The organism is Pseudomonas sp. G166 (genome assembly GCF_037027455.2).
GTDB lineage: Bacteria > Pseudomonadota > Gammaproteobacteria > Pseudomonadales > Pseudomonadaceae > Aquipseudomonas.
In genome coordinates this window covers 5,522,655-5,535,548 of record NZ_CP146985.1, presented here as the reverse complement: position 1 = coordinate 5,535,548, position 12,894 = coordinate 5,522,655, and the positions used below count along the sequence as shown (strand labels likewise).

14 protein-coding genes are annotated in these 12,894 nt (G+C 60.6%); 8 read left to right on the top strand and 6 right to left on the bottom strand.

The annotated features are described in order from the left end of the window. Positions 1–22: 22 nt before the first annotated feature. Positions 23–1,753, bottom strand: coding sequence for a C4-dicarboxylic acid transporter DauA (dauA, locus tag SGN16_RS24455; protein ID WP_335945587.1), 1,731 nt, complete (start codon positions 1,751–1,753; stop codon positions 23–25). A 318-nt stretch (positions 1,754–2,071) separates the two neighbouring features. Here dauA and SGN16_RS24450 point away from each other — a divergent pair, with 318 nt between their 5' ends. From SGN16_RS24450 to SGN16_RS24440, 3 genes are all read left to right on the top strand, one after another. Further along, positions 2,072–2,557 (top strand): hypothetical protein, encoded by a 486-nt coding sequence (locus SGN16_RS24450; RefSeq protein ID WP_210640825.1) that lies wholly within the window; start codon positions 2,072–2,074, stop codon positions 2,555–2,557. 61 nt (positions 2,558–2,618) lie between these two features. After that, on the top strand, positions 2,619–2,906 hold the full coding sequence (locus tag SGN16_RS24445) for a PA4642 family protein (protein ID WP_210640823.1): 288 nt from the start codon (positions 2,619–2,621) through the stop codon (positions 2,904–2,906). A gap of 191 nt (positions 2,907–3,097) precedes the next feature. Then, positions 3,098–3,559 carry a hypothetical protein gene (locus tag SGN16_RS24440; protein ID WP_335945586.1) on the top strand — a complete coding sequence of 154 codons (462 nt, stop codon included), beginning with the start codon at positions 3,098–3,100 and terminating at the stop codon, positions 3,557–3,559. Positions 3,560–3,619: 60 nt separating this feature from the next. On the opposite strand, the gene mqo is transcribed toward SGN16_RS24440, so the two are convergent. Beyond that, positions 3,620–5,125 (bottom strand): malate dehydrogenase (quinone), encoded by a 1,506-nt coding sequence (gene mqo / locus SGN16_RS24435; protein ID WP_210640819.1) that lies wholly within the window; start codon positions 5,123–5,125, stop codon positions 3,620–3,622. Positions 5,126–5,861: 736 nt separating this feature from the next. Beyond that, positions 5,862–6,095, bottom strand: a complete 234-nt coding sequence (locus SGN16_RS24430; RefSeq protein ID WP_210640817.1) for a hypothetical protein — start codon at positions 6,093–6,095, stop codon at positions 5,862–5,864. Between the two features lie 205 nt (positions 6,096–6,300). Between SGN16_RS24430 and SGN16_RS24425 the strand changes: the two genes are divergently transcribed. Further along, a complete protein-coding gene (locus SGN16_RS24425; RefSeq protein ID WP_210640815.1) occupies positions 6,301–6,885 on the top strand; it encodes a YajG family lipoprotein in 585 nt (194 codons plus the stop codon). Positions 6,886–7,017: 132 nt separating this feature from the next. Here the strand turns inward: SGN16_RS24425 and SGN16_RS24420 are convergent, their stop codons facing one another. Next, complete coding sequence (locus SGN16_RS24420) at positions 7,018–7,224, bottom strand: hypothetical protein (RefSeq protein WP_135847120.1); 207 nt, start codon at positions 7,222–7,224, stop codon at positions 7,018–7,020. Positions 7,225–7,578: 354 nt separating this feature from the next. On the opposite strand from SGN16_RS24420, the gene SGN16_RS24415 reads away from it, so the two are divergent. Then, positions 7,579–7,860, top strand: coding sequence for a hypothetical protein (locus tag SGN16_RS24415; RefSeq protein ID WP_210640808.1), 282 nt, complete (start codon positions 7,579–7,581; stop codon positions 7,858–7,860). Positions 7,861–7,942: 82 nt separating this feature from the next. Here SGN16_RS24415 and SGN16_RS24410 read toward each other — a convergent pair whose 3' ends face one another. Beyond that, positions 7,943–9,109 (bottom strand): 1-acyl-sn-glycerol-3-phosphate acyltransferase, encoded by a 1,167-nt coding sequence (locus tag SGN16_RS24410; protein ID WP_210640806.1) that lies wholly within the window; start codon positions 9,107–9,109, stop codon positions 7,943–7,945. A 137-nt stretch (positions 9,110–9,246) separates the two neighbouring features. Here SGN16_RS24410 and SGN16_RS24405 point away from each other — a divergent pair, with 137 nt between their 5' ends. The 3 genes from SGN16_RS24405 to SGN16_RS24395 are packed head-to-tail and all read left to right on the top strand — an operon-like array spanning position 9,247 to position 10,361. Further along, entirely contained in the window at positions 9,247–9,429 is a 183-nt protein-coding gene (locus SGN16_RS24405; RefSeq protein ID WP_109754890.1) for a CPXCG motif-containing cysteine-rich protein, read from the top strand. A gap of 12 nt (positions 9,430–9,441) precedes the next feature. Further along, positions 9,442–9,702, top strand: a complete 261-nt coding sequence (locus SGN16_RS24400) for a DUF2007 domain-containing protein (RefSeq protein WP_210640804.1) — start codon at positions 9,442–9,444, stop codon at positions 9,700–9,702. A gap of 35 nt (positions 9,703–9,737) precedes the next feature. After that, a complete protein-coding gene (locus SGN16_RS24395; RefSeq protein WP_335945585.1) occupies positions 9,738–10,361 on the top strand; it encodes an SOS response-associated peptidase in 624 nt (207 codons plus the stop codon). Positions 10,362–10,625: 264 nt separating this feature from the next. Here SGN16_RS24395 and SGN16_RS24390 read toward each other — a convergent pair whose 3' ends face one another. Beyond that, positions 10,626–12,764, bottom strand: a complete 2,139-nt coding sequence (locus SGN16_RS24390; protein WP_335945584.1) for a methyl-accepting chemotaxis protein — start codon at positions 12,762–12,764, stop codon at positions 10,626–10,628. Positions 12,765–12,894 lie beyond the last annotated feature (130 nt).

Below are 12,894 nucleotides of genomic sequence, written 5' to 3'. Positions count from 1 at the left end.
TTCTTAAGTGAACAGCATTGCCTCAATGAGCGGCGCTGCTAGCGGCCAGCCATTGCTCGCTTTTGATCCGCGCCTGCTCCAGGGTTTGCACATACGCCAATTGGCGCTGCTCGCGATGAATGCCGGCGCGGCGCAATTTCAGGCGCACCCGTGGCGCGGTCGCCACCAGGATCAGGCCGATGCCCTGCTTGCGATAGTCCTTCAGGATATTTTCAAAAGCGGCCAGCGCGGTCATGTCCAGCATCGGCACGGCGCTCATTTCCACCACCACCACCCGCACCCCCGGATCGAACTTGCGCAGCACATCGAGGGCTTTTTCTGCCGCGCCGAAGAACAGCGGCCCGCGAATTCCGTAGCAGCGCACATGCTCGGGCATGTCCAGCAAGGCTTGATGGAAGTGCCGGGGCAGTTCAGCGCTATCCGTCAGCTCGCTCATGCGCTTGATGAACAGCCCGGCGGCCAGCAGCAGGCCGACGGCAACCGCCATGACCATGTCGAACAAGACGGTCAGGCTCAGGCAGGTCAGCAGCACCAGTACATCGCTGCGAGGGGCGATGCGCAAGGTATGCAGCACGTGTCCGGCTTCGCTCATGTTCCAGGCCACTATCACCAGTAGCGCCGCCAGGGCAGCCATCGGCAGGTAGCTGAACAATGGCGCCAGCAGCACCATCGCCAGCAGCACCACCAGGCTATGAATGATTGCGGCCATCGGTGAGGAGGCGCCACTGCGCACATTGGTCGCGCTGCGGGCAATGGCGGCGGTGGCGGTGATGCCGCCAAACAGCGGCGCCACCAGGTTACCCAGGCCCTGGCCGATCAGCTCGGCGTTGGGGTCGTGCTTGCTGCCGGTCATGCCGTCCGCCACCACGGCGCACAACAACGACTCGATGGCGCCGAGCATGGCTATGGCGAAGGCCGGACCCAGCAGTTGGCGGATCAGATCGTAGGAAAGCGCCAGGGAATGGCCCTGGCTGTCTGGCAGATTCCATGGCCAGTCAAAACTCGGTAAAAACGGCGGAATGCCAGGGTAGCTGACGCCATCGACCACATAGCTGAAACGCTCGCCCAATGTCGCAACCGGCCATCCGCTGCGTTCCAGCGCCAGCCCCAGTAGCGCTCCGACCAGCAAGGCCACCAGATGCCCGGGAACCCGCGGCACCCAGCGTGGCCAGGCAATCAGCACGGCCAGGCAGGCGACGCCGATGATGCCATCGCCGAGTCGGGCACTGGGCAGCGCCACGATCAGTTCGCCCAACTGTTCGATGTAGTGCTTGGCTTGCCCGACGGTGGTCAGCCCCAGCAGATCCTTCAGTTGCAAGGTGGCGATGACCACACCTATCCCGGCGGTAAAACCGAGGATCACCGGATAGGGGATGTATTGGATCAGCCGTCCGGCGCGCATCAATCCCAAGGCGATCAGGATCAGGCCAGCGAGCATGGTGCACAACAACAGGCCGCCGAGGCCGTATTGTTGGGTGATGGGCAGCAGGATCACCACGAACGCCGCTGTCGGCCCGCTGACGTTGAAGCGCGAGCCGCCGGTGAGAGCGATCAAGGGCGCGGCCACCAACACCGTGTACAAGCCGTGTTGCGGCGGGACACCGACGGCAATTGCCAGGGCCATGGCCAGTGGGATGGCGATAATGCCGACGGTCAGGCCGGCCACGAGATCGCCACGCAGGCGCTCAAGGGTGTAACCGGCGCGCCAGGCCTGGCGCCAAGCGGCGAATAACGGTGGGGCGGAGAAAGACATGGGCACTCCACGAAATTAATGGGGCAAAAACCGAATTCCCTGCAAACACCCAACCTGTGGCGAGGGGATTTATCCCCGTCGGGCTGCGTAGCGGCCCCATCGGGTTGGGGGGGCTGTCTGATTCACCGAGTATCCGGTTCAGGTCTGCTTCACAGCCCAGCGGGGATAAATCCCCTCGCCACAAGAGGCATCACATGATGCGAGAGCTGATGGCTCTTTGAGTATGCCGTGCTCGTCGTGTGTAAGTATTGACCTGGGTCGTTATTTTTACTGCACAGGCTCATGCTAGAGTGCCAGGCCAACACCCTGGAGCCTGTCATGAGTGTATCGATCCGCCGTTGTGCCGCGTTGCTGCTGATCTCCAGCCTGCCCTTGGCAGCCGTTGCCGCGCCGATGCACAGCCAGTTTCTGCCGGCCGATGACCTGCTGTTGCGCCAGGAGCCACCGCAACAGCAACAATTGCTGCGAGTGACCGAATACTCGGTGGTGCTGGGCAATCAACGCCAGTCCAACCAGCAACCGATCCCCGTCACTTCCCCGCTGTTGGTGCGTCTCAAGGGCCAGCCCATGAACAAAGGCGCCACCATCAGCCAGGTGATCCTTAACTTCGACGGTGAGAGCAAAAGCCTGAAGAAACCGGTTTTCGACGAAGCGAGCAAGACCCTGACCCTGTCTTATCCACAGGCGCAGTATCGGGTGGTCATCGACCTACTGCGCAACGACACGGTATACGTGCAGTTTCTCAGCTACGCCAACGGCCATATCTGGGCCGACCTGCACACCGGTGCCGAACGCTCGCGTTGAGCCCCGGGGCCTGCCGGGGGTAAACTGCCCGCCCCGTGAACTGTGCGAGCTGGAGCCGGCAATGCGTAAAGACAAGAAACAAGTGATTGGTGACGAGATTGGCGATGAACAGATCAAGCTGTTTCTCAATTTCGAGCCGGTCGATGCCACTTCGCCGTCGCTGCACAAACTGATCAAGGCCTACCGCGGCCTGCGGGTCGACGATTTCGAGCGGTTCCTGACGTTCTTCGTCGAAGCCGGTTACGACCTCGATGGCAAGGATGAGCACGGCAACGATTTCGTGGCGCTGATCCAGGACCAGCGTAATGCCGAGGAATATATTGAGTTGATCAATAAGGCGCGCGGCTGAGCGCGTTAGAGTCCATGTCAGCGCCCTTCGGGGCGCTTGAACGTTCTTGTTAAGTATCCCCATGACTTGTTCAAGGAAGTCCGAAAGGTTATGTCACCATTCGGGCTGTTCTGTTTTATTCGGGTTTCCATTACTTTTGCGTTGAAACCAAGTGGTTTCAGTTCAATCGTTTAAATGGAGTTGTGTTCATCATGGAAGATAAAAATACATATATCGTCGGCGCGTTATTGGCTCTGATCGGCTGTTTGGCAAGTTCGGTTTCCAGTGCGTTCGATGAGGTCGTCAATGTGGAAATATTCAACGCGACATCAGCAGTCATTGTCCCGGGCAGCGATTTCACGTGGTCTCAAGCCCCGGAAAATGCAGGCCACGGCTTTTTTGTAGGCCCCGGTGAGAGCCAGGAACTAACCTATTATCTGCCCCAATCGCGCGCCGAGCGGGAGTCATTTACCTACACTCAAGGAAGCCGCGCCTGTCATTTCAGTTTCGGGCATATCGCTAAAGCGCCGGTGAGTGATGAGCAGACAATGCCCTATCGTCGCTGGGTTGAAGCGAAGCCGGCAGGTTCCTGTGTCGCAGAGTTGTTGGAAGTTGAAGATAATGATGATTATGTTCGTCATGGCGGAACACGCGTCAAGTTCAGCATGAAATAACAGTGCGGAAATTAAAAAGCCTCCCGTTTGTGCGGGAGGCTTTTTTATACGTACGCGGTGTCAGGCGTAACTTTGAGCCTTGTTGTCTTCAACCAGTTCCAGCGCGATATTGTTCTGCGTGCTGATCTTGTGATACAGCGCCGCGTCGGTTTCCAGCACTTTTTCCCGGGCCGGGAAGATGTGTGCGAGCTTGGCCGCCCACTCACCCTTGGCCTTGTCCGGGAAGCAGCGCTCGATCAGTTCCAGCATGATCGAAACGGTCACCGAAGCGCCTGGCGAGGCGCCGAGCAGGGCGGCGAGGGTACCGTCTTTGGCCGCCACCAGCTCGGTGCCGAACTGCAGGACTCCGCCTTTCTTCGGATCCTTCTTGATGATCTGCACACGTTGGCCGGCCACTTCCAGGCGCCAGTCCTCGGCTTTCGCTTCGGGGTAGAAGCGCCGCAGGGATTCCAAACGTTGTTCCATGGACTGCATCACTTCGCTGATCAGGTACTTGGTCAGGTCCATGTTGTCCCGGGCCACGGCCAGCATCGGGCCGATATTGCCGGCGCGTACCGACAAGGGCAGGTCCATGATCGAGCCGTGCTTGAGGAACTTGGTGGTGAAGCCGGCGTAGGGCCCGAACAGCAGGGATTTCTTGCCATCGACCACACGGGTGTCCAGGTGCGGCACCGACATCGGCGGCGAGCCCACCGCGGCCTGGCTGTAGACCTTGGCCTGGTGGTGCTTGACCACTTCCGGGTTGTCGCAACGCAACCACTGGCCGCTGACCGGGAAGCCGCCGAAACCCTTGCTCTCTTCGATGCCCGAGGCTTGCAGCAACGGCAACGCCGCGCCGCCGGCGCCAAGGAACACGAACTTGGCATCGACTTCGCGGCTGCCGCCGGAATTGACGTCCTTGATGCTCACGGTCCAGCCACTGCCGTTGCGCTTGAGGCCGGTGACGCGCTTGCAGTACTTGACCTGGGTGTCCGGAGCGCTGGTCAGGTGCTTGAGCAACTGATTGGTCAGGGCGCCGAAGTTGACGTCGGTGCCCTTCATGACGCGGGTGGCGGCGATGACTTCGTCAGTCGGCCGGCCTGGCATCATCAGCGGCATCCATTCGGCCATGGTGGCCTTGTCTTCGGTGTACTCCATGTCGGCGAAGGCGTGATGCTGGCGCATCAGTTCGAAGCGCTTCTTCAGGAACGCCACGCCTTTCTCACCCTGCACGAAACTCAGGTGTGGCACCGGGGCGATGAAGGATTTGGATGAGCCGAACGTGCCTTTTTTAGTCAGGTACGTCCAGAACTGCTTCGACACCTCGAACTGGGTGTTGATGTGCACGGCTTTCTTGATGTCGACACTGCCATCGGCAGCCTGGGGCGTGTAATTGAGTTCACACAGCCCGGCGTGGCCGGTACCGGCGTTGTTCCATGGGTTGGAACTCTCCGCGGCACCGGAATCCATCAGCTCGACGACTTCCAGCGAGATCGCGGGGTCGAGCTCCTTGAGCAGTACGGCCAGGGTGGCACTCATGATGCCGGCCCCTACCAGAACTACATCGACTGCTTCGTTATGCGCCATTTAACGCGTCTCCAAAATCTGCAGCACCAAATTGTCGGCATAGCGGCCAGGATTGGCGGGGCAGGTCAGTTGCGCCCCAGGTACCCATGGCCAGGATCGCCATGTCCGAATCTTCGCAATTTTTCGCAACTACTGCGGATGCATGCAGCCTGGCCTCAAGAGTCACATGAACTCATTTAAGCGCCGGGCAAGCAATTCGACTTATGGCCGAGACATCCGTTCGTGCAACCAAATCCGTAGCGGACAGGCTTCAGGCGCCGGTTCTTGAGCGATATCCGGTCCTGTGTCGTTGGGCTGTTTCAGACGCTAATGGTGCTTGTTCAGACGCAAAACTATTCATTTGCTCGCCACACTCTCGTGAAGTTGTGAAAACCCGTTTTTTCACGCTCTTTTGAAGACGTGAACCTCAAAAAAGGGCTGTCCCAGCCTGGCACCGTGCCCGGTTTGGTTGCCCCCATGTAGTACATGACAGGCAAAACGGGCAGACAGCTCAGTGACCGAGCGTAATGACAGCTCTGCAGATTCGCGAAAAGTGGTGATTTGCCCGGGAACAGCAGGCGCGCCAGCTTCACTCGATCTGTGTGGGCGGCTCTCTGTGGGCGTTGCGGGGTGCCAATACCAGCGCATCAGCGGTGTTGCGAGGCCCGATCAGGAGACGTCCTTATAATCGGGGGGAGATTGTATCGAAGAAACGCAGGGAAATGGTCGTGTTTAATGACTTTTATTAGCCGTCTGGTCAGATGGTCAACAGCTGCCGGTTGCGTGGGCGAGCACGAAGCGGTTGCACGCGGGCGCTGGCAGGCAATGGCTGGTGCAACCAGTTGAGACGGATCTCGTCGATTTCCACCCAGCCTTCGCCCATGGGCTGCAGGTTGCATTGCTTGAAGGCCTGGCAGCGGCCGTCGCGATCGAGCAGGGCGAAGCTGCGGTGGTGTGGGCGCGGAGTGAACAGAGAAATAAGAAAGCGCATGATCGGATACCAGGTCAGGGTGCTTGTGATAAGCCTGACAGCCGGCCATGACATGTCGGTGTAAGGACCATGACAATGGGGTGACAGGAACCGGCGATCGTGGCCCGTGTCAGACATTTCAGTATTCATCCTAAGGCGCTAGTTCACCGCGATGGCGCACCGCTATACTGCCGGCCTGTTTGTGCCCGATTCTGGAGAGAAGAGCATGTTGCAACGCCTGTTGTTCGGTTTGATCGCTGTGACCAGTCTGACCCTCGTCGGCTGCGCCCACAGCCCGCAACAACTTAACCCGGAGCCCACCCTCAATGCCCAACTGGCGCCTGTAGGTCGTGGCCAACCGGTGGTGGTGCGGGTCGTGGATGGTCGTCCGTCGCCGACGCTCGGTACTCGCGGCGGGTTGTATCCGGAAACCAGCGTGATCACGGTGCAAGGCGCGCAGATCCTGCCCAAGTTGCAGGCCCAGGCTGAAGCGGCGGTGCGTTTGCTGGGCTTCACCCCCACCGCAAACGCCATGAATGCACCGCAGTTGACCGTCACCCTGGCTGAACTCAAGTACCAGTCGCCCAAGGAGGGCATGTACGTGACCGAAGCCACCATCGGCGCGACCTTCCGCTCCGATGTGCAGAACGCCAACCGCCGCTACAGCGGTCGTTACGGTGCTTCCCTGGACCAGCGTTTCGGCATGGCACCTAACCAGGAAACCAACACCAAGCTGGTCAGCGATGTGTTGAGCGATGCCCTCACCCGGCTGTTCAAAGACCCGACCATTGGTCAGGTGCTGGCTGAGTAAGTAGCAAGCCCCGTATCCCCTGTGGGAGCGAGCTTGCTCGCGAGAGCGGAATGTCAGCCACTTCAATGTTGACTGAACCACCGCCATCGCGAGCAAGTTCGCTCCCACAGGGGTTTTTTATGGGCGAGATCTTCACGCTGCCTGGGAATAGAATTCCAGCACGCTGATCCCAGTCAGCAGGTCGGTTTCGGGCAGGTCGGCGTGCTGATGGCCGCCGAGGGCGCAATACACCAGCCAGTGTCGATCCTGCACGTTGAAGGACAGGCTGCCGACGAGGTTCTGTTGTTCTTCGCTCGGGCTGATGAGATAGAGACGATCCTGGTTTTCGGCGTGCAGCATGACGGGTTCCGTGCAGGTTTGAAGGGCGACAGAGTGGCCTGTTCAGATGACGAAACCGTGACATGAAGAATTACGATCGATTGAAAGCTTCCTCCTGTGGCGAGGGGATTTATCCCCGCTCGAGTGCGCAGCACTCGCAGATTCTCAAGCAATACAGAAATCCCAAGGGTCGCTTCGCAGCCCGGCGGGGCGGTGCGACGTTTCGATAAATCCCCTCGCCACAAAAGAACCCAGCGCTACGGCGGGATCGTTACTGGTCGGAAAAAACGGCGCAGGACGCCGGGCTTTCGGTAGAATCCGCGCCCTGTTCGTAGGTCCCGGGCGCGTCCTGTCCGTTTTTGCTTGAGGTTTGTGATGTCGTTGCATCTGCTTTCGCTGTTCGCTGCCCACCCCGCCAAACTGATCAACCTGCTCGCGTTGCTGTTTGCCTGCCCTGGTGGCTGGGTCCTGCACGCGACGCGACGCCGTGAACAACGGGCGCGGGCCTGCCTTGAAGCGCGCAATCGCGAAGGTAACGAACGATTCGAAGCACTGCTGGACCTGGCCACCCAGCGCATGAACCGGTTTTTCTATCGGTTCGGTTTTGGCTGTCTGGCGCTGGCGTTGCTGGTTTCGTGGATCAGCACGCAGTTCTGATGAGGTCGCTGTTTTGATCGGGGCATGGTGACCTGTGGCGAGGGGATAAATCCCCTCGCCACAGGGAGTTTCACAGATAGTCTTACAGCGCCAACCCCGCCTTGACCCGATACTGATTACGCACCGGTGTCGCGTATTGCTGCACCAGGTACGGCCGGTGTTCTTCCGGACAAGCATCCAGCCGGCGTTGCCATTCTTCCTGGGCCTTGGCCAACTCCTCGGCGTCAAACACTTCGGCTGCCGTTGGCACCTGCAACTGCGGGTCGGCGTTGGCCCATTGGGCGTAGGCCAGGTAGTGCACCGGGAACAGCCGATAGCCGCCGAGAATCTGCCGGTCCATCTCCAGGGCCAATTGCTTGGTGTCCTCGAAGAGCTCGGTGATCGGCGCGGCGAAGTTCACGTGGACACGGCCCTTGTAGCCGGTGATGCCCTTGGCGATGCTCACGTCGTCCTCGCCCGGCGCCTTGGTGTAGGTGCCGGTGGTGGCGCGGATGTACAACTCGCGGGCCTTGGCCTGGTCGCACGGGTCGTATTCGTAGCTGATCGACACAGGTGTGAGGTTCAGCGACCGAATCACCTCGCCAAACGGCTCGTCCTTGCGGCTCATGTGGAACATCTTGAGGATCGCCGACTCGGTACGGTCGTCGCCGTCCTTGGCCCGACCTTCGGCCTGGGCGATCCAGATGGACGCGCAATCGTTGCGGATCGAATGGTTGATGTAGGCCGACAGCAACTGGTACGCCGCCATTTTTTCCCGCCGCCCGGTGATGGAGCGGTGCACGATGAAGCTCTTGTTCAGGCGCATCAGGTCGCTGACAAAGGGCTTTTGCAGCAGGTTATCGCCAATGGCGATGCGCGGCGTCGGCAGGCCAGCGTGGTACACGGCGTAGTTGACGAAGGCCGGGTCCATCACGATGTCGCGGTGGTTGGCGATGAACAGGTACGCACTGCCGGACTTGAATTGCTCCACTCCGGTGTAGGTCACGCCATCGGTGGCGCGCTCAATGGTGTGGTCGACATAGAACTCCACCTTATCCTGCAAAGTGGCGACTGAAGTCACACCGGCGAACTCACGACGCAATCTTTGCGCTATAAGAGGTTTGAGCATCCAGCCGAAGGGGCCGGCCAGGCGCGGGAAGCGGAAGTGGGTGAGGATATCTAGAAACGCCTTGTCGCCGAGCAGCCGTGCCAGCACTGCTGGGACTTCGCTGTCGTCGTAAGGTCGGATGGCATCGAATTCGCCCATCATGCTCTCTTGTTGGAAACGGCTAGGGTAAGTAAAGGTTCGATCAAAAACGACGGGGCACGGCCTGGAAGACAAGCCAGACAAAAATAGCCCTGCAAATAGACCGGCGATTATACGCACAAGTCACCTGGGAGACCGCGATGCTGGAAACCGCTCTGTATGAATGTCCGTATTGTGGCGAGGAAGTGGAGACTTCGGTGGATCTGTCCGGTGGCGATCAGACCTACATCGAGGACTGCCAGGTCTGCTGCCGCCCGATAACCTTCGTGTTGCAGGTCCATGGTGAAGAGTGGCATCTCGAGGTCTTTAGTGAAAACGAGTGATGGGGGGCGCCCATGCGACGAATCTACGAGCTGGAAAATCTGATGGAAGGCGAGTTGCTGCAAGGCATGCTCGCCAGCGAAGGCATCACGGCGCACCTGGTGGGCCGCGATCTGCTGGGCGGTGCCGGGGAACTGCCGATGCAGGGGTTGCTGGGGCTGGCGGTGGAGGATGATCAGGCGCAATACGCCCGGGAGTTGATCGCCGAGTACAATGCCGCGCTGCCGTTGCCAGGCGATGAACCGGACAGTTACCCCGGCACGCTGGTCTGCTAGGCTGGCGGCCGTTTGATCAAGAGTCGTGTTGCCCCATGTGTGGACGTTATGCCCTGTTTCGCTGGAACCCCGCCTTCGCGGCCTTGCCCGGCTTTCCTGCCGATCAGAAGGCCCAATGGAATATTTCGCCCAACGATTCGGTGCTGATGCTGCGCGCCGGCGTCGAGGGGCGGCGCGAATTGGCCCGGGCTCGTTGGGGGCTGACGCCGCCGTGGTTGACCGACCTGTCCCGCACCCCGGCCCATGCCCGGGCCGAAACCGTGGCCGAGCAACCGATGTTCCGTGAAGCCTTGCGTCAGCGTCGTTGCCTGCTGCCGGCCAACGGTTTCTACGAATGGCGCGGCGGCACGCGCAAGCGGCCGTACTGGCTGACGCCGGGGGAGGGTTCGTCGTTGTTTTTCGCGGCGATCTGGGAGGCCTATCCGGTGCAGGAGCAGGTGTGGCTGAGCACAGCGGTCATCACCCAGCCGGCGGCGGGTCAGCGCCGGCCATTGATCCTGGACGAAGAGGGCCAGCGCCTGTGGCTCGACCCCGAGACGCCACTGCATGCCTTGCAAGGGCTGCTGGCCAGTGAACCGGCGCCATTGCGTGAGCGGGTGCTGGCCAACATGGTCAATGACCCGAAGCTCAATGGGCCGGAGTGCCTGACTCCGGCTTGAGTGTTGAGGCGCCTGTGCTGGCCCCCATCGCGAGCAAGCTCGCTCCCACAGTGGGCTGCGGGTGTTCACAAAGTCTAGGTACACCGTAGATCCCCTGTGGGAGCGAGCTTGCTCGCGAAAGCGGTCGACCAGACAAAGCCAGATTGCCTGACACGCCCTCATCGCGAGCAAGCTCGCTCCCACAGTGGGCTGCGGGTGTTCACAAAGTCTAGGTACACCGTAGATCCCTGTGGGAGCGAGCTTGCTCGCGATGGGGCCCTTGGATCAGACCCTGAACTGATTGATCAACCGTCGCTGCTGCTCCGCCAATTTGGTCAATCCGGCACTGGCGGCGCTGGACTCGTCGGCGCCGCTCGCCACTTCGTTTGCCACTTGCCCGATGTTGATCACGTTACGGTTGATGTCATCGGCCACGGCGCTTTGTTCCTCGGCGGCGCTGGCTATCTGGGTGTTCATGTCGTTGATTACCGACACCGCCTGAGTGATGGTTTCCAGGGCCTGGGCCGCTTTCGCCGCGTGCTGCACGCTTTCATCGGTGCGCTGCTGGCTGTCTTCCATTACCCGCACCACATCGCGGGTGCCTTGTTGCAGTTGCTGGATCATCGACTGGATTTCTTCCGTGGCTTGCTGGGTCTTTTGTGCCAGGTTGCGCACTTCATCGGCGACCACCGCAAAACCACGTCCCTGTTCACCGGCCCGGGCGGCTTCGATGGCGGCGTTGAGGGCCAGCAGATTGGTCTGTTCGGCGATCCCGCGGATGGCGGTGAGGATTGCGTTGATGTTCTCGCTGTCCTTGGCCAGGGTCTGCACCACGCTGACGGCCTTGCCGATCTCCACGGCCAGGGCACCGATGGAGGTGGAGGTATCCCGCACGATCTGCATGCCCTGGCTGGCGGCCTGGTCGGCGTGACTGGCGGCCTGGGCAGCCTGGGTCGCGTTGCGGGCCACGTCCTGGGCGGTGGCGGTCATTTCGTGGACGGCGGTGGCGACCTGATCGATCTCCGACATCTGCTTGTGCACGCCCTGGTTGGTGCGGATCGCGATGTCGGCGGTGTGCTCGGACGAGTCACTGACGCTCTGCACCGAGGTCACTACCTGGGTAATCATCCCCTGCAACTTGCTCAGAAAGGTGTTGAAGCCCCTGGCAATCGCGCCCAGTTCGTCGGCGCGGTCGCTCACCAGACGGCGGGTCAGGTCGCCTTCGCCCTGGGCGATGTCATCGAGCATCGCCACCATTTGCTTGAGCGGTCGGGCAATGCCGTGGCCCACCAGCCAGATCACCAACAGGCCGATACCGGCAATCACCAGGCCCACCATCGCCATGCCAAAGATGTCGGCCTGGCGCTGATGGTCAAGGTCCTGCTGCAACGCCTGCAGGTCGGCCATCACCGCATTCAGTGGCAGTTGCAGCATCAGCGTCCAGCGGGCGGTGGTCTCGCCGATGCCAAACGGCATGTACACCTCGATATGCCCATGCTCTTCATCGATGTCGTAACGCACTTCGCCGACGCCGAGTTTGGCCAGGTTATCCAACTCGCTGGTGTCGAGCAGGTCGCTGGCCTTTTCCCCCAGTTTGCTCGGGTCCTTGGTAAAGGCCACCAGCCGGTTATTACTGGAGAGCAGGGCCATTTCCCCAGCACCGCCGTACAGCTTGCCGTCAGCGGCAACGAGCATGTCCTGGATGAAGTTCACCGACAGGTCGGCCCCGACGATGCCTTGGAACTTGCCATCGATCATGATCGGCTCGATGAACGAGGCGAGCATGGTCATGGTGTCGCCGACGCGGTAGGGCGCCGGGTCGATCACGCAGGCTTTCTTGCTGTCCTGGGAGCACAGGTAGTACTCGCTGGCGCGGATGCCGGTGGAGAGCAGTTTCTGGTCGGTCACGTCGGCGAGTTTTTCCAGGCCCAGGGTGCCGTCCTGATTGCGAAACCACCACGGCAGGAAGCGCCCGTTGGTTTCCATGCCCAGCACCTGGCTGTTCACATAACTGGCGTCGTCGTGGTCGATGGCGTTCGGCTCCCAGGCGATGTAGGCGCCGAGGATCTTCGGATTGCGCACCACGGTTTCGCGCAGCAGGCTGATCATCTGCTCGCGGGGCACCTTCAATTGCGGGTTGCCATCCTTACCGTTCATGCCCATCAAGGCATTGCTGGTGGCCAGGCCACGGGCGAGCAACAGCGGCGCCTCCAGCTCCCGTTGGATCAGGCTGGCCTGGGTGCGGGCCAGCGCGCTGAGGCGTTGCTCGATGAGCTGTTCGAACTGCGCCTTGGTCCGCTGTTGCACCATGTCCTGGGTGCGGGCGCCGGCAAACAGCGCGTATAGCACCAGAGCGCCGACCACGCTGAGCACGATGGCCCCGGCCAGGGCGGCCACGGAAGACTGGATCGATTTGAATTTCATAAGGGCTCCGGACGCGGAAATGACGTCTGGAGCCTGTATCGGCGTTTCTACAGCTGAGCATGAGGCGTTGTTCGTCGGATGACTGTTTTGGCTTTGTCGGTGTCGTAAATGGACTGGGTGGATTTGTCGC

Excerpts from the sequence above, each read along its gene's own strand:
- SGN16_RS24395 (WP_335945585.1), top strand. The coding sequence starts at position 9,738 with ATGTGTGGACGTTATGCCCTGTTTCGCTGGAACCCCGCCTTCGCGGCC.
- SGN16_RS24415 (WP_210640808.1), top strand. The coding sequence starts at position 7,579 with ATGTCGTTGCATCTGCTTTCGCTGTTCGCTGCCCACCCCGCCAAACTG.
- SGN16_RS24410 (WP_210640806.1), bottom strand. The coding sequence starts at position 9,109 with ATGATGGGCGAATTCGATGCCATCCGACCTTACGACGACAGCGAAGTC.
- SGN16_RS24400 (WP_210640804.1), top strand. The coding sequence starts at position 9,442 with ATGCGACGAATCTACGAGCTGGAAAATCTGATGGAAGGCGAGTTGCTG.
- SGN16_RS24420 (WP_135847120.1), bottom strand. The coding sequence starts at position 7,224 with ATGCTGCACGCCGAAAACCAGGATCGTCTCTATCTCATCAGCCCGAGC.
- SGN16_RS24445 (WP_210640823.1), top strand. The coding sequence starts at position 2,619 with ATGCGTAAAGACAAGAAACAAGTGATTGGTGACGAGATTGGCGATGAA.
- dauA (WP_335945587.1), bottom strand. The coding sequence starts at position 1,753 with ATGTCTTTCTCCGCCCCACCGTTATTCGCCGCTTGGCGCCAGGCCTGG.
- SGN16_RS24390 (WP_335945584.1), bottom strand. The coding sequence starts at position 12,764 with ATGAAATTCAAATCGATCCAGTCTTCCGTGGCCGCCCTGGCCGGGGCC.
- SGN16_RS24440 (WP_335945586.1), top strand. The coding sequence starts at position 3,098 with ATGGAAGATAAAAATACATATATCGTCGGCGCGTTATTGGCTCTGATC.
- SGN16_RS24430 (WP_210640817.1), bottom strand. The coding sequence starts at position 6,095 with ATGCGCTTTCTTATTTCTCTGTTCACTCCGCGCCCACACCACCGCAGC.
- SGN16_RS24405 (WP_109754890.1), top strand. The coding sequence starts at position 9,247 with ATGCTGGAAACCGCTCTGTATGAATGTCCGTATTGTGGCGAGGAAGTG.
- SGN16_RS24450 (WP_210640825.1), top strand. The coding sequence starts at position 2,072 with ATGAGTGTATCGATCCGCCGTTGTGCCGCGTTGCTGCTGATCTCCAGC.
- mqo (WP_210640819.1), bottom strand. The coding sequence starts at position 5,125 with ATGGCGCATAACGAAGCAGTCGATGTAGTTCTGGTAGGGGCCGGCATC.
- SGN16_RS24425 (WP_210640815.1), top strand. The coding sequence starts at position 6,301 with ATGTTGCAACGCCTGTTGTTCGGTTTGATCGCTGTGACCAGTCTGACC.